This window comes from Serratia sp. JSRIV004 (assembly GCF_019968705.1).
GTDB classification, from domain to species: domain Bacteria; phylum Pseudomonadota; class Gammaproteobacteria; order Enterobacterales; family Enterobacteriaceae; genus Chania; species Chania fonticola_B.
The window spans coordinates 3162047-3179616 of sequence record NZ_CP074140.1; the positions used below are offsets into that span (position 1 = coordinate 3162047).

Sequence of the window (17570 nt, forward strand, 5' to 3'; positions counted from 1 at the left end):
CCATGAAACATTGTTGGATTTTGCCCGGGATCACCACTCTGCTGTTGGCCACCTCACCGGCCTGGGCAGATGCCTATCTCGATCAGGCCACGGCGGCGGTAGCCAAAGCCACGGCCAGCAGTACCCAATGGGATGGCCCTACCAGCGGGCCGCAGTTGCAGGCGAACAAGAAAATCATCTTTATTGCCTCTGACATGAAAAACGGCGGCGTGCAAGGAGTGCAACAAGGGCTGAGCGAAGCAGCCAAGGTGGCGGGCTGGCAGTTGGAAACGCTGGACGGCGGTGGTTCGGTGAAAGACCAACTGTCGTCGCTGAATCAGGCCATTGCCCAAAAGCCGGACGGGATCGTGATCGGCGGCTGGAACCCCAACGTGGCTAAAATCCCGCTGAAAAAGGCGGTGGCTCAGGGGATCGTTCTGACGGCCTGGCACGCGGTGCCGGAGCCCGGCCCCATCGCCAAATACGATGTGTTTTATAACGTCACTTCCGATTCCAATGAGGTAGCACGCATCGCCGCACAGTACGCGGTCGTGAAATCCGGTGGGCAGGCCAGCGTGCTGATCTTTACCGATTCGCTGTACCAAATCGCTCTGGACAAGGCCAACGTGATGAAAGAAGAAGTGGCCAAATGCAGCGGCTGTAAGCTGGTGGAGTTTATCGACACCCCGCTGGCAGATACCGCCAGCCGCATGCCAGCCATGACCTTCAGTCTGTTGCAGAAATACGGTGACAAGTTCCAGTACGCGCTGGCGATCAACGATCTGTATTTCGATTTTATGGCCCCGGCGCTGAAAACTGCTGGTAAAGGTGGCAGCAATGCGCCGTTTAATATCTCGGCCGGTGACGGCTCTATTTCTGCCTATCAACGCATTCGTTCCGGTGACAGCCAGTCTGCCACCGTGCCCGAGCCGCTGAAGCTGCACGGCTGGCAGTTGCTGGATGAGTTTAACCGTGCCTTCGCCAAGCAGGCACCTTCCGGTTACGTGACTCCGGCCCATCTGGTCACCCGCGAGAATATCGCCAATGACGGTGGCCCAAATAACATGTATGACCCACAAAATGACTATCAGGGGCATTACAAAACGATTTGGGGCGTGAAGTAATCAGGAGGCTGAGATGATCGAACAACGACTGGAACGTTTGTGTTCCCCCGCCGTTTGGGCCGAAGGCCCGGTATGGCTACCACAGCAGGATGCGGTGGTATTCAGCGATGTAAAAGGCAACCGCATGTTCCGCTGGGCCCGTAATGGCGAGCTCAGCGTATGGCGAGCGGCATCCAACTATGCCAACGGTAACGCCCGTGATGCCGAGGGGCGTGTCATCAGCTGTGAACATGGGCGACGGGGTATCAGCCGCACCGAGCACGACGGCAGTGTACGACTGCTAGTCGACCGGGTGGACGGCAAACGCTTCAACTCACCAAACGACATCGTGGTGCGCTCCGACGGCACATTATGGTTTACCGATCCACCGTACGGCATCATCGGCGATGAAGAGGGCTACAAGTCCGAAAGCCAGGTGATCGGCTGCTATCTGTATTGCTTCGATCCCCGTGATGGCTCGCTGAACATTGCCGCCAGCGATCTGCAGCGGCCCAACGGCCTGGCCTTCTCTCCGGATGAAAGCCTGCTGTACGTGGCGGATATGTCGATTATTGACTTCCCTACTCTTGGACGTCGCGAACTGCGGGTGTATCAGGTGGAAGGACGGGAGTTGAAGGCTGGCAGGCATTTTGCCCAGGTCGCACCGGGGATCCCGGACGGCTTCTGCCTGGATAGCGCCGGTAATCTGTTTTGCAGCTGTGCCGATGGCGTGATTATCTTTAATCCTCAAGGGGAACAAATTGGCAAAATCCCGGTGCCGGAGTGCGTTTCCAACTGTACCTTCGGCGGGCCGGAAGGCAATGAGCTCTACATTACCGCCACCACATCGCTGTACCGCATTGTCCTGAATACCCACGGGTAATCATGGGCTGGTCATCACGCAGGGGGAGTTCGCCTCTCCCTGCTTTGTCACGTCTGTAGCACGTCAGCACCCTCAAACTGTGTTGCCGATCACATAATCACCAGGTTAATTTAACTGACTGTTTTTCAATAAAAATTTACTTCACTCTGGCTTTGACTTCATCCCGACAGGGGTATAGCATTTATTTGAAATGCAATTTCGCATATTGAAATTAAAAGAACACAAAACACCCAGTTCACCATAAGGGAGAAGCAGTATGAGAGTGAGCTACACCGAATTAAAGCAGCAATTCAAACGCGTGTTGCTGGCACGGGGAGTGGCGGAAACCACGGCAGATGAGTGTGCCACTCTGTTTGCCGATACCACCGAAAGCGGCGTCTATTCCCACGGGGTCAACCGCTTCCCACGTTTCATTCAGCAGTTGGACGCAGGTGATATCGTGCCTGACGCCGAACCGAGCAAGCTACTGTCGTTAGGCGCCATCGAACAGTGGGATGCCCATCAGGGCATTGGCAACCTCACCGCCCGTAAGATGATGGATCGTGCCATGCTATTGGCGGATCAACACGGAATTGGCCTGGTGGCGTTACGTAATGCCAACCACTGGATGCGTGGCGGAGGTTACGGCTGGCAAGCTGCAGAACAAGGCTATATCGGCATTTGCTGGACTAACTCGATCGCCGTCATGCCGCCTTGGGGGGCTAAAGAGTGCCGTATCGGCACTAACCCGTTGATCGTCGCCGTGCCAAGTAACCCGATCACCATGGTAGATATGTCGATGTCGATGTTCTCCTACGGCGCGCTGGAAATGAATCGCCTGGCGGGCAAAAAACTGGCGGTAGACGGCGGATTCGATAACGACGGCAACCTGACGCGCGATCCGGCCACCATTGAGGAAAATCGGCGTATCTTGCCAATGGGCTATTGGAAGGGGTCTGCGCTGTCGATAGTGCTGGATATGATCGCTACCCTGCTCTCTGGCGGTTCATCAGTCGCAGAAGTTACCGAAGATAACCGTGATGAATACGGCATTTCGCAGGTGTTTATCGCCATTGAGATCGACCGCCTGATCGATGGCAAAACCCGTGATGAAAAGCTGCAGCGCATAATGGATTACGTTACCAGCGCCGAGCGTGATAACCCAGAAGTCGCCATTCGCTTGCCAGGCCACCGCTTCCCGCACGTCCGCGCCGAAAATCAACGCGAAGGCATCCCGGTAGACGATCGCGTCTGGGCCCGCATTCAGGCACTTTAAGGAGCTGTTTATGATCTTCGGCCATATTGCCCATACGGCAGCAGAACACTACCCCCCGGCGATTGCCAAAGCCGTGGCCTATTTGCAGAACACCGACTTTACCATTCTGTCTGCCGGGCGTTATGAGGATCCGCAAACCGGTTATGTAGTGCAGGTGCTGGATCTTCACACGCAACATAAAGATGAGTTGCGCCCTGAAGTACACCGTAAAAATATCGACGTGCAGTTCCTGGTAAGCGGCACTGAATTAATAGGCGTTGCGGCAGACAGAGGAAATAACGTTATTCATCAGGAATTATTAGCGCAGCGTGACATTATTTTCTATCAGGACGTAGAAGACGAATCCTGGTTAACCATGCAGCCCGGTAATTTTGCGGTATTTTATCCGCAGGATGTCCATCGCCCTGCCTGTATTAATCAAACGTCCTGCGATATCAGAAAGGTGGTAGTGAAAATACCGATAACATTACTTTCCAGCACGATGAATTAAAGACTATCTCATAACGTGAATTTAGCCGTTTCATTGATTGCGATAATATCAGGTGAAAAATATGGAAAACACAACGCCGGGCTTTATTATTGGTGCTTATCCTTGCGCCCCTTCATTTCATCAGCTCGAACGTGAGAAGGAAGTTCAATTCTGGGATCGGCTGACTGAACTGCCGCTGATCCGTGGGCTGGAGCAGCCTTGCCTGGACGAACTGCATCCTTATGGTGACGATTTCTTGCTTAAGCAGATCCCCAGCCACTGGCAACTGGTGCTTACAGCAGTAATGGGGACCATGCAACGACGCGGCAGCGGGCGGGATTTTGGCCTCGCCGCCCGTAATGAGGAGGAGCGCCAGGCAGCGGTGGATTATATCCGTTCAATACATGACAAAGTTAAGCGCACCAACGATCGCGCCGGTCGCCAACAGGTGGTAGCCCTGGAGCTTCAATCGGCCCCCAACCGGCAGGAAAAAGACAGTGCCGCGGCGCGGCAGGCCTTCATTGCCTCGTTGGAAGACATTGCCGGTTGGCACTGGGAATGCGATTTGGTGATTGAGCACTGCGATGCACTGACCGGGCCCAAGCCACGCAAGGGTTTCCTGACGCTGGAAGATGAGATCATCGCGGCACAGGCGATTAACCGCCACTTTGGCGATACGCTAACCCTGGCCATCAACTGGGGCCGCTCTGCTATTGAAGGGCATAATGACCTCCTGCCTTTACAACAGGTGAAACAGTGTCAACAGGCAGGGTTATTAAGCGCCCTGATGTTCTCCGGCACCGCCAGCCACGGTGCTTATGGCGAATGGGAGGATACGCATGCACCCTTTGCTTCATTTGATGGGAGTCATTATGTTTGTCATGAATCCTTAATGACGCTGGACAGTGCGCGGCAATTATTTAATCAGGCTCCGTTGGCAGAATTAAACTATGCCGGTATCAAATTACTGTCCACCTCGGCACAAGAGAGTATTGAACAACGGATCGCTATTATCAAGGATGGTATCAACGCCTTGGCGTTAAGCAGCGGCCTAATTACGACACCAATAAGATAGAACATCACATAATACCCATAAAACGGTAAACAATAATACGGATTTATTCCGAGCCCCCTACATATGCGAAGGTATCAATAACATGAATACTGCTTCTGTTGCTGTTAGCCAAAATCAGGCCATACCCAAATTACGCTGGCTGAGAATTGTGCCGCCTATTCTGATCACCTGCATTATTTCTTATATGGACCGCGTTAATATCGCCTTCGCCATGCCTGGCGGCATGGACGCTGAATTGGGGATCACCGCCTCCATGGCCGGCTTGGCGGGCGGCATCTTCTTCATCGGTTATCTGTTCCTGCAAGTGCCCGGCGGCAAGCTGGCGGTTAACGGTAACGGCAAAAAGTTTATTGGCTGGTCGCTGCTTGCCTGGGCGGTGATCTCGGTGCTGACCGGTTTGGTGACCAATCAATACCAACTGCTGTTCCTGCGCTTTGCTCTGGGTGTTTCAGAAGGCGGTATGCTACCGGTAGTGCTGACCATGATCAGCAACTGGTTCCCGGACAAGGAACGTGGCCGCGCCAATGCCATCGTGATCATGTTCGTGCCGATCGCCGGTATCCTCACCGCCCCGCTCTCCGGCTGGATCATCACCGCCTGGGACTGGCGCATGCTGTTCCTGGTGGAAGGTGGTCTATCACTGGTGGTGATGGCGTTATGGTGTTTCACCATCAGCAACCGCCCACAGGAAGCCAAGTGGATCTCACAGGCTGAAAAAGACTACCTGATCAAAACCCTGCATGACGAACAGTTGCTGATCAAAGGCAAAACGGTGCGCAATGCTTCGCTGCGGCGCGTGCTGGGCGACCGGATCATGTGGCAACTGATCCTGGTTAACTTCTTCTACCAAACCGGGATCTACGGCTACACCCTGTGGCTGCCCACCATTCTGAAGGGCCTGACCAACGGCAATATGGAACAGGTGGGCTGGCTTGCCGTGCTGCCCTACATTGGCGCCATTTTCGGCATGCTGATCGTTTCCGCCTTGTCCGATCGCACCGGTAAACGCAAAGTGTTCGTTGCCCTGCCGCTGGCCTGCTTTGCTATTTGCATGGCGCTTTCCGTACTGCTGAAAGATCACATCTGGTGGTCTTATGCCGCGTTAGTCGGTTGCGGCGTGTTTATTCAGGCGGCCGCAGGCGTGTTCTGGACTATTCCCCCCAAATTATTCAACGCTGAAGTGGCCGGTGGCGCACGCGGTGTGATCAATGCCTTGGGCAATCTTGGCGGTTTCTGCGGCCCCTATATGGTCGGCGTGCTGATCACTCTGTTCAACAAGGACGTTGGTGTTTATAGCCTGGCAGCCTCACTGGCGATCGCCGCAATGCTGGCGCTGATGTTGCCAAACAGGTGCGACCAGGTCGCCGGGAGCGAGCAATGAAATACTGGCTCGGGCTCGATTGCGGCGGCACCTTTATCAAGGCCGGATTGTATAACGCCGAAGGTAAAGAACTGGGCATTGCTCGCCGTAATTTGGCGATCGTCGCCCCACAGCCTGGCTGGGCGGAACGGGATATGCCCGCACTATGGCAAACCGCCGCCAGCGTGATCCGCGAGGTGTTGGAACATAACGGTGTCACCGCGGCAGCCGTTCACGGGCTGGGGATTTCGGCCCAGGGCAAAGGCGTGTTCCTGTTGGATAAACAGGGAAAACCGCTGGGTAACGCCATTCTGTCTTCCGATCAGCGGGCACTGGCACAGGTGATGGCCTGGCAACAAGCGGGCATGCCGCAAGCGCTGTACGAGCAGACTCGCCAGACGCTATGGACCGGCCATCCGGTTTCGTTGCTGCGCTGGATCAAGCAGCATCAACCCGAGCGCTACACACAGATCGGCAGCGTGCTGATGGCGCATGACTACCTGCGCTACTGCCTGACGGGCGAACTGGCCTGTGAAGAAACCAATATCTCCGAATCCAACCTGTATCAGATGGAGCGCGGCTGTTATGACCCGGCGCTGGCACAGTTGCTTGGCATCGACGAGATCGTGCCAACCCTACCGCCGATTGTCGGTTCTGCCGAGATCGCCGGGCGCGTTAGTGCTGAAGCCGCGGCGTTGACCGGCTTGCAAGTCGGCACCCCGGTGGTGGGCGGTTTGTTTGACGTGGTATCCACTGCACTCTGTGCCGGGTTGCAGGATGAAACCCGACTCAACGCGGTGATGGGCACCTGGTCGGTCACCAGTGGGATAACCGCAACGATCGCTTCCGACTCCGGCTATCCGTTCGTTTATGGCCGCCACGCCGAGCAAGGTAAATACATCGTCCACGAAGCCAGCCCTACCTCCGCTGCCAATCTGGAGTGGTTTTGCCAGCAATGGGGCTTGCACGACTACGCGCAACTCAACCGCTGGGTGGCAGACCTGCCCAAGGCTGGCAGCCAGTTGCTGTTTGCCCCCTTCCTTTATGGCTCCAACGCCGGGCTGGGATTGAGTGCCAGCTTCTACGGCATCCAGGCCTTCCATCAGCGCGAACATCTGGTCCAGGCGATTTTCGAGGGCGTGGTGTTCTGCCATATGACCCACCTGAACCGTATGCGGCAATGTTTCCCCCAGACCAAGGCACTGCGCGTCACCGGGGGGCCAGCTAAATCGGCCCCCTGGATGCAAATGTTTGCCGACGTCAGCGGCTTACCGGTCGAGCTGCCGCAGGTGGAAGAAACCGGCTGTCTGGGCGCGGCGATGGCCGCCATGGTGGGTACCGGCGCTTTTAGCGACTTTGCCGCCGCGCAGCGGGCATTGGCTCCACGCATCGAAACCGTTCTGCCAGATCCCGCTGCTCAGGATGTTTACCACCGCAAATACCAACGTTATCAGGCGCTGGTTGCCACGCTACAAACGTTGCAACACGGCAATTTCAAGGAGGCTGTATGACCATCAAACCGCGCCTGCAACTGGCGCTCGATCACACCCGGCTGGATGCCGCTCTGCAAACGGTCGACCGTCTGCATCCGTACGTCGACATCATCGAGGCAGGCACCATTTTATGCATCAGCTCAGGGATCCGGGCCGTGAGCGCCCTGCGTGAACGTTGCCCGCAACATACGCTGGTCGCCGATCTGAAGGTGGCCGATGCCGGAGCAACTCTGGCCGAACAGGCTTTTTCGCAGGGCGCCGACTGGATGACCGTGATATGTGCAGCTCCCCTGGCCACCATGGCTAGCGCGCTGGAGGTGGCCGAACGCTACCGGGGCGAAATCCAGATCGAACTGTTTGGCCGCTGGACGCTGGAAGATGCCAAAGCCTGGCGCAATCTGGGTATCAAACAGGCGATTTACCATCGTGGCCGCGATGCTCAGGCCAGCGGGCAAACCTGGGGTCAACAGGATCTGGACACCATGAAGGCGCTGTCCGATCTGGGGATTGAGCTTTCGGTTACCGGCGGGATCGTCCCGGCCGATTTGCCGCTGTTTAAAGACATCGCCGTGACGGCGTTTATTGCCGGGCGTGCGCTGGCCGAGGCTGCCGATCCGGTGGTGGCCGCACGTCAGTTTCATACCGCCATTGATGACATTTGGAGATCTTGATATGCGCCAGCATCCGTTGGGAATTTACGAAAAAGCGCTGCCGAAACACCTGAGCTGGCCAGAGCGGCTGGCATTGGCCAAGGCCTGCGGCTTTGATTTTGTCGAGATGTCGATCGATGAAAGTGATGAACGGCTGGCACGTCTGAGCTGGAGCAAAGAGCAGCGTCTTTCGCTGGTCAGCGCCATGTTGGAAACCGGCATCAGCATCCCCTCGATGTGCCTTTCCGGCCATCGCCGTTTCCCGTTCGGCAGCCATGACGAGGCTACGCGGCAACAGGCTTATCTGATCATGGAACAGGCTATCCAACTGGCCAAAGACGTTGGCATTCGCACCATTCAGTTGGCGGGTTATGACGTTTATTACGAGCAGCAGGACGAAGGAACTCTCGCCCGCTTTACCGAGGGTATGCAATGGGCGGTGGAACGTGCCGCTGCCGCACAGGTGATGCTGGCGGTCGAAATCATGGATACCGAATTCATGAGTTCCATCAGCAAGTGGAAAAGCTGGGACTCCCTACTGGCTTCTCCTTGGTTCACGGTATATCCAGACGTTGGCAACCTTAGCGCCTGGGGTAACGACGTCGCGCAAGAATTGCAGCTCGGCATTGACCGCGTCGCGGCCATTCACCTCAAAGACACCTTCCCGGTCACTGAGACGTCACCGGGTCAGTTCCGCGATGTGCCATTCGGTGAAGGCTGTGTGGATTTTATCGCCCTGTTCCGCACGCTGAAGCAGCTCAACTATCGCGGCGCTTTCCTGATTGAGATGTGGACCGAAAAGGCCGACGAACCGGTTGCCGAGATCGTGCAAGCCCGCCGTTGGATTGAACAACAAATGCAGCAAGGAGGAATGACATGCTAACTCTGCCACAGCTTAAACAGCAGGTATTGGAGGCCAACCTCGACCTTCCGCGCCACAAGCTGGTGACCTTTACCTGGGGCAACGTCAGTGCCGTTGACCGTGAACGCGGATTGGTGGTGATCAAGCCTTCCGGCGTGGAATATGCGCATATGCAGGTGGAGGATATGGTGGTAGTCAATCTGGCCGATGGACAACGAGTTGAGGGTAACAAGAAGCCTTCTTCAGATACCGCTACCCATTTGGCGCTGTACCGCGAGTTTGCTGACATCGGCGGCATCGTGCATACCCATTCACGCCATGCCACTATCTGGGCACAGGCCGGGTTGGATATCCCTGCCTGGGGGACCACTCATGCCGACTATTTCTACGGCGCGATCCCTTGCACCCGGTTGATGACCGCAGACGAGATCGAGCACGATTATGAACTGGATACCGGCAAGGTGATTATTGAAACCTTCCGCCAGCGCGGCATCAGCCCAAGCGCCATTCCGGCGGTGCTGGTCAATGCCCATGGGCCGTTTGCCTGGGGTAAGGATGCGCATGACGCAGTGCACAACGCGGTCGTACTGGAAGAAATTGCTTATATGGGGATTTTTTCGCGGCAGTTGACGCCGGGGATTGGCAACATGCAGCAGGTGCTGTTGGATAAGCATTACCTGCGCAAGCATGGCAAGAACGCCTATTACGGCCAATAGCATCCCCTCACCCCAACCCTCTCCCACAGGGAGAGGGAGCTGTTAGCCCCTGCGCTTTTGGAAGTAAAGAGGTCATCTCAGCAAACTCGATCGCTCCTCCTTCAAAGTGAATTACTACCATTTCAAACACACTCGATCGGTCCTCATTCAAAGTGGGTTACTACAATTTCAAACACTCTCGAACGGTCCTCATTCAAAGTGGGTTAATACAATTTCAAACACTCTCGAACGGTGCTCATTCAAAGTGAGTTACTACACTTTCAGCCCAACTCGATCGGTCCCCTCTCCCTGTGGGAGAGGGTTAGGGTGAGGGGTCAGTTCGATAAAAAAATGCCAGCCACTGAAAAGTGGCTGGCATTGTGTTTTTCCTACAGTGATATTACAGCGCGCGCAGGATCGCTTCCACGCTGGCCTTGGCATCGCCAAACAGCATCTGGGTGTTCTCTTTAAAGAACAGCGGGTTCTGCACACCGGCATAGCCGGTATTCATCGAGCGTTTGAACGCGATAACGTTTTGCGCTTTCCACACTTCCAGCACCGGCATACCAGCAATTGGGCTGCGCGGATCTTCCAACGCCGCCGGGTTCACCGTGTCGTTGGCACCAATGACCAGGACGGTATCGGTGTCCGGGAAGTCATCGTTGATCTCGTCCATTTCCAGCACCACATCGTACGGCACACGGGCTTCCGCCAGCAGCACGTTCATGTGGCCCGGTAAACGACCCGCCACCGGGTGAATACCAAAGCGCACCTTGATGCCGCGCGCGCGCAGCTTCTCGGTGATTTCCGCAACCGGATACTGCGCCTGCGCCACCGCCATGCCGTAGCCTGGGGTGATGATCACCGAGGTGGAGTTACGCAGCTGTTCGGCCACTTCTTCCGCCGTGGTTTCGCGGTATTCGCCCATTTCTTCTGCGTCGCCGGTTGAGGAACCATCGGTACCAAAACCACCGGCAATCACGCTGATAAACGAGCGGTTCATCGCTTTACACATGATGTACGACAGGATCGCACCGGAAGAACCGACCAGCGCACCGGTTACGATCAGCAGATCGTTGCTCAGCATAAAGCCTGCCGCCGCTGCTGCCCAACCGGAGTAGGAGTTCAGCATCGACACTACCACCGGCATGTCTGCCCCACCGATTGACGCCACCAGATGCCAGCCGAAGCCAAGAGCAATCACGGTCATGATCAGCAGTGCGAACACTTCCCAACCAACGCTGTTGGTACGCACGAACAGCACCATCAGCAGGAAGGAAACCACCAGAGCAGCCAGGTTCAGCTTGTGACGATTAGGCAGCATCAGCGGCTTGGAAGAGATGATGCCGCGCAGTTTGCCAAAGGCCACGATAGAACCGGTAAAGGTCACCGCACCGATGAAGATGCCGAGGAACACTTCGGTAAGATGGATATTTTCCATCACCGGTTCCATGGCCACCGTACCGTGATCCAGGTAGCTGTTGAAGCCGACCAGCACCGCAGCCAGACCCACAAAGCTGTGCAGCACCGCCACCAGCTCTGGCATTTCGGTCATTTCGACCTTCTTGGCCAGATACACGCCAATGGAACCACCGATGATCATCGCGATAATGATCCAGCCCACGTTACCGGAATCCGGCCCGAGGATGGTGGCGATCAACGCGATCGCCATCCCGGCCACGCCGAACAGGTTACCTTGCTTGGACGTTTCATGGCGCGAAAGACCGGCCAGGCTGAAAATAAACAGAATAGCGGCAACAATGTATGCAGCTGTAACTAATCCACCAGACATTTTTGCTACCCCTTAGTTTTTGCGGAACATCTTCAGCATGCGCTGAGTGACGGTGAATCCACCAAAAATGTTGATGCTGGCGATCAGTACCGCGACAAAGGAGAGGAAACTCACCCAGCCGCCATGACCAATCTGCAACAACGCACCGACCACGATAATCCCTGAGATCGCGTTAGTGACCGACATCAACGGGGTATGCAATGCATGGCTGACGTTCCAGACCACGTAGTAACCTACCACGCAGGCCAGCGCAAACACGGTAAAGTGAGACAGGAATTCTTTCGGTGCCGAATTGGCAAACCAACCGAACAGGATGATCGCCAGTGCGATCAGACCGTATTTCACTATTGGTGAGGTTGGTTTCTTTTCAACTTTCTCGATTGGCGCGGCGGCAGCCTGCTTAGGCTGGGCGGAGACCTGGATCGGCGGTGCTGGCCAGGTAACTTCGCCATCGCGAACTACGGTCACGCCGCGGATCACGGTGTCTTCGAAATCGATATTGATTTCGCCGTTTTTCTCTTTCGACAACAGCTTCAGCAGGTTCACCAGGTTGGTGCCGTATAGCTGTGAGGACTGCGTCGGCAAGCGGCTTGGCAGATCGGTATAACCGATAATCTTCACGCCGTTTTCGGTAACGGTCACCTGATCGGCCACGGTCAGCTCACAGTTGCCACCGGTTTGCGCGGCCAGATCGACAATCACGCTGCCCGGCTTCATGGAAGCCACCATCTCTTTGGTAATAAGCTTTGGTGCCGGGCGGCCAGGGATCAGCGCCGTGGTGACGATAATGTCTACTTCCTCTGCCTGAGCGGCAAACAGCGCCATTTCCGCTTTGATAAAGGCTTCAGACATCACTTTGGCATAGCCATCGCCGCTGCCTGCTTCTTCCTCAAAGTCCAGCTCGAGGAATTCTGCGCCCATACTCTGCACTTGCTCTTTCACTTCCGGGCGGGTGTCGAAGGCGCGAACGATCGCCCCCAGGCTACCAGCCGCACCGATAGCGGCCAAGCCAGCAACCCCAGCACCAATGATCATCACTTTGGCCGGGGGAACTTTACCGGCGGCGGTGATCTGGCCGGTGAAGAAACGCCCGAATTCGTGCGCCGCCTCAACGATAGCGCGATAACCGGCGATATTGGCCATTGAGCTCAGAGCATCCATGGACTGCGCACGTGAAATACGTGGCACGGAATCCATGGCCATAGCGGTCACGTTGCGGGCCGCCAGCTTCGCCATCAATTCTGGGTTTTGTGCCGGCCAGATAAAGCTGACTAACGTACTGCCTTCACGCATTAACGCAATTTCTTCCTCAAGAGGTGCGTTAACCTTCAGGATCAGATCCGATTGCCACACATCGGCTGTATCGGTAATTGTCGCCCCTGCGGCTTGATAAGCTGCATCTTCAAAGCTTGCCAGTTTTCCCGCCGCGCTTTCGATCGCGACGGTAAAGCCCAGTTTCAGCAGTTGTTCTACCGTTTTCGGCGTTGCTGCAACTCGGGCTTCATTGGCCAACCGTTCTCTTGGTACACCAATACGCATAATGTTCCCTTCTCACCTGTTCTGATGATGTTTATTATCGTGTTACCCATAGCGATAGCACCGGCTGGCAAGTTTTTTATCAGCCTTGCCTGTCAGCAAATTAAGGTGCCACCTATAACCTACTGAAAATGTGATCGATGATCCATAATTGCTTACGTTTACCCGTCAGTTTTTACATAAAAATGCAGCTAAGGCTATGACAAATCTCAAATCTGGATGCAAAAACTGCCCGGAAGGCCCTTTTCAACGCACTATTGTGCAGAACCCGCCCTAAGCCATTTCCTGTCAGCCGCGGACAGCGAGCATAAAAGTTATAAAATTGTGAATAATTAACATTAATGAGATTAAACGCTTTATTATTGAAACTTATAACCTGTTGGCCCAACGTGGCTCATCTAGTGTGGCTCGGCTTTGTCGCATCGCATCACATAAAATGCTGAGACACCTGCCAAGGTTACATGGCATAATCTGCGGCTGAATTACACCTAAACTGTTCAGCACGTTATCAACGTTACTGCGCTTGGCGAAAGGATTTTTTATGAAGCTGAAGACCACGATCATCGCATCAGCCTTGTTATCACTTACTGCGCTGTCTGTGCATGCCGCGCAAGAGTTAACTCCTGAGAAAGCAGCGGCCATCAAGCCGTTTGATCGCATCACCATTACCGGCCGTTTTATTGCCATCAACGAAGCTGCCGATGCCGTATCCCGCCGTGCAGATAAAATGGGGGCCGACGCCTTCTATATCCAGGACATCAACAACAGCAACAATGGCGGCAACTGGCGCGTCACCGCAGACGTCTATCATAAAGATGCCCCAGAAGTCAGCAAAGAGACCAAATACCGCGTGATTAACGGCGTGAAAGAACTGCCGAAAGACGAAGCCTTCCTGCTTGAGCCTTACGATACCGTCACCGTCAGCGGCTTCTACCGCAGCCAGCCAGACATCAACGACGCCATCTCCAAAGCCGCACAGAAGAAAGGTGCTGCCTCGTTCTTTATCGTGCGTCAGGTGGATGCCAACCAGGGCGGCAACCAGTTCATCACCGCTTACATCTATAAAGCCGATGCGCCGAAGCGTGTGGTGCAAAGCCCGGATGCCGTACCTGCCGATTCTGAAGCCGGTAAAGCCATGTTGGCTGCTGGTGGTGCAGAAGCCGCCAAGGTCGAGATCCCAGGCGTTGCCTCATCCGGCTCACCAGCCCGCGACGTTGGCCGCTTCTTCGAAACTCAGACCTCTACCGGCCAGCGTTACACTGTAACCTTGCCGAACGGCACAAAAATTCAGGAAGTGAATAACGTCACCGCCGCGCAGATGGTGCCGTTTGATTCCGTGACCTTTACCGGCCACTTCAACAGCATGACCGACGTCTCTACCGAAGTGGCGAAACGTGCCGCAGAGAAAGGCGCCAAGTACTACCATGTGACGCGCCAGTGGCAGAACAAGAGCGGCGGCAACCTGACCGTCAGCGCCGATCTGTTCAAATAATCCCCGCTGTCACCTTGAGCGAAGGGCTGCCACCGTGCAGCCTTTTTTTATGCCGCTGCTGAATAAGTTTTTATCCATTGCGCATAACCAATCATTGCATCTGCAAGCATCTCCCCTTAGAATTTGCGCCAATTTTTAGCTCTATTACCTGCCCTTGCGGTAATTGCCATGACGTTATGGCTGGCCTGCACGGAACGCATAGTTGTTTATTCTGTCTCGGGATCCATCATTGGAAAGAAAACTTGGTCTTACCGCGTTAACCGCCTTGGTGCTCAGCTCAATGCTGGGCGCAGGCGTCTTTAGCCTGCCGCAGAATATGGCCGAGGTTGCCAGCCCGGCGGCCTTGCTGATTGGTTGGGCCATCACCGGCGTCGGCATTCTGTTCCTGGCGTTTGCCATGCTGTTACTGACCCGCCTGCGCCCCGACCTGGATGGTGGCATCTTCACCTACGCCAAAGAAGGCTTTGGCGAACTGGTGGGCTTCTGCTCTGCGTGGGGTTACTGGCTGTGTGCGGTGATCGCCAACGTTTCTTATCTGGTGATCGTGTTTGCTGCACTAAGCCTGTTTACAGACCGCAGCGGCACGGTGATCCTGGGCGATGGCAACACCTGGCAGGCGTTGATCGCCGAATCCTTGTTGCTGTGGATCGTCCACGCCTTGGTATTGCGCGGCGTGCAAACGGCGGCCAGTATCAATCTGGTAGCCACCCTCGCCAAGTTGCTGCCGCTCGGCCTGTTTGCCGTGCTGGCCGCTATCGCGTTCCGCATGGATACCTTCACGCTGGATTTCCACGGTGTTGCTCTTGGTACGCCAGTTTGGCAGCAGGTTAAAGACACCATGCTGATCACCCTGTGGGTGTTTATCGGTGTTGAAGGAGCCGTAGTAGTTTCCGCCCGCGCCAGACAGAAAAAGGACGTTGGCCGCGCCACCATGCTGGCCGTGATTTCCGCTTTAGCGGTGTATCTGGTGATCACCCTGCTGTCGCTCGGCGTGGTGCCACGCAGTGAGCTGGCTGAAATGCGCAACCCGTCAATGGCGGTGCTGATGGTTGACCTGATCGGCCCTTGGGGTGATGTGATCATCGCCACTGGCCTGATCGTTTCGGTTTGCGGGGCCTACCTGAGCTGGACCATCATGGCGGCCGAAGTACCTCTGCTGGCCGCTCAACACGGCGCATTCCCCAAAATTTTCCGCAAGCAAAACCAGAACCACGCCCCGTCAGCCTCTTTGTGGTTGACCAATGGTGCGGTGCAAATTGCGCTGGTAATTATCTGGCTAACCGGCAGCAACTACAATTCGCTGCTGACCATCGCTTCCGAGATGATCCTGGTGCCGTATTTCCTGGTGGGAGCCTTCCTGTTCAAGGTGGCCCGTCAGCGGCAGGACAAGCGGCTGATTTTCGCCGCCAGCGGTGCCTGCCTGTATGGGCTGTGGCTACTCTATGCTTCAGGTCTGATGCACCTGTTGATGTCGGTGCTGCTGTATGCACCTGGCTTGCTGGTGTTTATGTATGCCCGCAGTGGACATCAGGAGGTGAAATTGCTCAACCGACTAGAGAAAGGCACCGTTATGCTGCTGTTGGCTGCAACCCTCCCGGCCGGATGGTTTATGTTGCATTGATCGACTCAATTAACCGGGTGACCTCACCCGGTTAATTGCCAGGCACCGGTTGGGCGTTAATGGTGATCCTCTCACCCACCTGCGTCACTAGCACTGATTCGCCGCACTTTTTCTCAATGGCGTCCAACTGCTCCGCCGCCAGCGGATACGGCAGTTGAATATCAAACACCACCAAACGCTGCTGCCGAGCCAGATCGATCAGGCGAATAATATTGACCTCATCGCTGACCTGCGTCGAAACCACCTGTAACGCCAACTCTTTCAACTGATCCTGACGCGAGCGTGAGTCTGCCACGCGCGATTTCACGACCATGCCAAAAATGGGCATCACACCATAGATTGCATCTATAAAGCGCCACTGCTTCTTGCAGGAAGCAGATAAAAAATGGGTGTAGTCAAAACAGACTCTCTCACTGCGCGCGACGAATGCAAGATGATCGTTGTTCATCTTCGTTACCCTTCTGGTGGCCAGTGCTGAAATGTTATCGATGGCAAGCGTTATCCGCTTTCTGACGTATAATGGCATAATTACCTTAATATTTGCCAGTTTGCTCAGGAGCTTTACTCGATGGTCTCTCACAACTCGGCCCCTGTGCTGATCACCGGCGGTGCCCGCAGAATTGGGCTGGCTCTGGCCAAGTCGTTCTTACAACGGGGCTTTCCGGTCATTATTGCCTATCGCAGTGAATACCCTGCATTAGCCGAACTCCAAGACCTTGGTGCGATCTGCCTGCAGGGTGACTTCTCTGCCCATGAAGGGATCTATCGTTTTGCCGATCAGGTAAAACAGGTTGCCCCAAAGCTGCGTGCCGTGATCCATAACGCCAGTGCCTGGTTGGCAGAATCGGCCGATACTCCGCCGGAACAGGTTATGGCTTCGATGCTCCAGATCCACGTTTACACGCCCTACCTGCTAAACCAACTGCTGGAACCCTGCCTGCTTGGCCAAGGGCAAGCCGGTGCCGATATCATCCACCTGACGGATTATGTGGTGGAGAAAGGCAGCGACAAGCACATTGCCTATGCCGCCAGTAAGGCCGCGCTGGATAATATGACCCGTTCCTTTGCCCGCAAGCTGGCCCCCGAAGTCAAAGTGAATGCGATCGCCCCGGCGCTGATCATGTTCAACACCGGTGATGATGAAACCTATCGTCAGCAGGCACTGACCAAATCCCTGATGCAGATCGCCCCAGGGGAAAGTGAGGTAGTCAACCTGGTGGATTATCTGATGGGTAGCCGCTACGTTACCGGACGCACTCACGGAGTAGACGGTGGGCGACCACTGCGTTAAATAATGGGCATGGC

General features: G+C 55.3%; 16 protein-coding genes. 13 read left to right on the forward strand and 3 right to left on the reverse strand.

Annotation, left to right across the window (positions count from 1 at the left end):
- The first annotated feature begins 2 nt into the window (after positions 1 to 2).
- The 10 genes from KGP21_RS15095 to araD all read left to right on the forward strand — a co-directional run bounded on the left by KGP21_RS15095 (position 3) and on the right by araD (position 9845).
- Entirely contained in the window at positions 3 to 1103 is a 1101-nt protein-coding gene (locus KGP21_RS15095; protein ID WP_021806488.1) for a substrate-binding domain-containing protein, read from the forward strand.
- 13 nt (positions 1104 to 1116) lie between these two features.
- Positions 1117 to 1965 (forward strand): SMP-30/gluconolactonase/LRE family protein, encoded by an 849-nt coding sequence (locus KGP21_RS15100; RefSeq protein ID WP_223535556.1) that lies wholly within the window; start codon positions 1117 to 1119, stop codon positions 1963 to 1965.
- A 256-nt stretch (positions 1966 to 2221) separates the two neighbouring features.
- Entirely contained in the window at positions 2222 to 3220 is a 999-nt protein-coding gene (gene yiaK, locus KGP21_RS15105) for a 3-dehydro-L-gulonate 2-dehydrogenase (protein ID WP_021806490.1), read from the forward strand.
- A gap of 10 nt (positions 3221 to 3230) precedes the next feature.
- Positions 3231 to 3710 carry a YhcH/YjgK/YiaL family protein gene (locus KGP21_RS15110; protein ID WP_059200897.1) on the forward strand — a complete coding sequence of 160 codons (480 nt, stop codon included), beginning with the start codon at positions 3231 to 3233 and terminating at the stop codon, positions 3708 to 3710.
- 61 nt (positions 3711 to 3771) lie between these two features.
- Positions 3772 to 4764 carry a DUF4862 family protein gene (locus KGP21_RS15115; protein ID WP_223535558.1) on the forward strand — a complete coding sequence of 331 codons (993 nt, stop codon included), beginning with the start codon at positions 3772 to 3774 and terminating at the stop codon, positions 4762 to 4764.
- An 82-nt stretch (positions 4765 to 4846) separates the two neighbouring features.
- The gene (locus tag KGP21_RS15120; RefSeq protein WP_223535560.1) at positions 4847 to 6145 is read left to right on the forward strand and encodes an MFS transporter; all 1299 of its coding nucleotides are present in this window, start codon (positions 4847 to 4849) and stop codon (positions 6143 to 6145) included.
- On the forward strand, positions 6142 to 7635 hold the full coding sequence (locus KGP21_RS15125) for an FGGY-family carbohydrate kinase (protein WP_223535563.1): 1494 nt from the start codon (positions 6142 to 6144) through the stop codon (positions 7633 to 7635). The genes KGP21_RS15120 and KGP21_RS15125 overlap by 4 nt, the downstream gene beginning before the upstream one ends.
- A complete protein-coding gene (gene ulaD, locus KGP21_RS15130; protein WP_223535566.1) occupies positions 7632 to 8288 on the forward strand; it encodes a 3-keto-L-gulonate-6-phosphate decarboxylase UlaD in 657 nt (218 codons plus the stop codon). Before KGP21_RS15125 ends, ulaD begins: the two co-directional genes overlap by 4 nt.
- 1 nt (position 8289) lies before the next feature.
- Positions 8290 to 9150 carry an L-ribulose-5-phosphate 3-epimerase gene (locus KGP21_RS15135; protein WP_223535569.1) on the forward strand — a complete coding sequence of 287 codons (861 nt, stop codon included), beginning with the start codon at positions 8290 to 8292 and terminating at the stop codon, positions 9148 to 9150.
- The gene (araD, locus tag KGP21_RS15140; RefSeq protein WP_021806497.1) at positions 9144 to 9845 is read left to right on the forward strand and encodes an L-ribulose-5-phosphate 4-epimerase; all 702 of its coding nucleotides are present in this window, start codon (positions 9144 to 9146) and stop codon (positions 9843 to 9845) included. Before KGP21_RS15135 ends, araD begins: the two co-directional genes overlap by 7 nt.
- Positions 9846 to 10224: 379 nt before the next feature.
- Here araD and pntB read toward each other — a convergent pair whose 3' ends face one another.
- The gene (gene pntB / locus KGP21_RS15145) at positions 10225 to 11616 is read right to left on the reverse strand and encodes a Re/Si-specific NAD(P)(+) transhydrogenase subunit beta (protein WP_021177867.1); all 1392 of its coding nucleotides are present in this window, start codon (positions 11614 to 11616) and stop codon (positions 10225 to 10227) included.
- Positions 11617 to 11628: 12 nt separating this feature from the next.
- The gene (gene pntA / locus KGP21_RS15150; RefSeq protein ID WP_071683463.1) at positions 11629 to 13155 is read right to left on the reverse strand and encodes a Re/Si-specific NAD(P)(+) transhydrogenase subunit alpha; all 1527 of its coding nucleotides are present in this window, start codon (positions 13153 to 13155) and stop codon (positions 11629 to 11631) included.
- A gap of 538 nt (positions 13156 to 13693) precedes the next feature.
- On the opposite strand from pntA, the gene ydgH reads away from it, so the two are divergent.
- Together ydgH and KGP21_RS15160 are read left to right on the forward strand one after the other, a co-directional pair.
- Positions 13694 to 14644, forward strand: coding sequence for a DUF1471 family protein YdgH (ydgH, locus tag KGP21_RS15155; protein ID WP_021177865.1), 951 nt, complete (start codon positions 13694 to 13696; stop codon positions 14642 to 14644).
- Positions 14645 to 14873: 229 nt separating this feature from the next.
- Entirely contained in the window at positions 14874 to 16265 is a 1392-nt protein-coding gene (locus tag KGP21_RS15160; protein ID WP_021806499.1) for an amino acid permease, read from the forward strand.
- A 31-nt stretch (positions 16266 to 16296) separates the two neighbouring features.
- On the opposite strand, the gene KGP21_RS15165 is transcribed toward KGP21_RS15160, so the two are convergent.
- Complete coding sequence (locus KGP21_RS15165; RefSeq protein ID WP_059200902.1) at positions 16297 to 16713, reverse strand: hypothetical protein; 417 nt, start codon at positions 16711 to 16713, stop codon at positions 16297 to 16299.
- 120 nt (positions 16714 to 16833) lie between these two features.
- Here KGP21_RS15165 and folM point away from each other — a divergent pair, with 120 nt between their 5' ends.
- On the forward strand, positions 16834 to 17556 hold the full coding sequence (gene folM, locus KGP21_RS15170) for a dihydromonapterin reductase (RefSeq protein WP_223535571.1): 723 nt from the start codon (positions 16834 to 16836) through the stop codon (positions 17554 to 17556).
- The last annotated feature ends 14 nt before the right edge of the window (positions 17557 to 17570 follow it).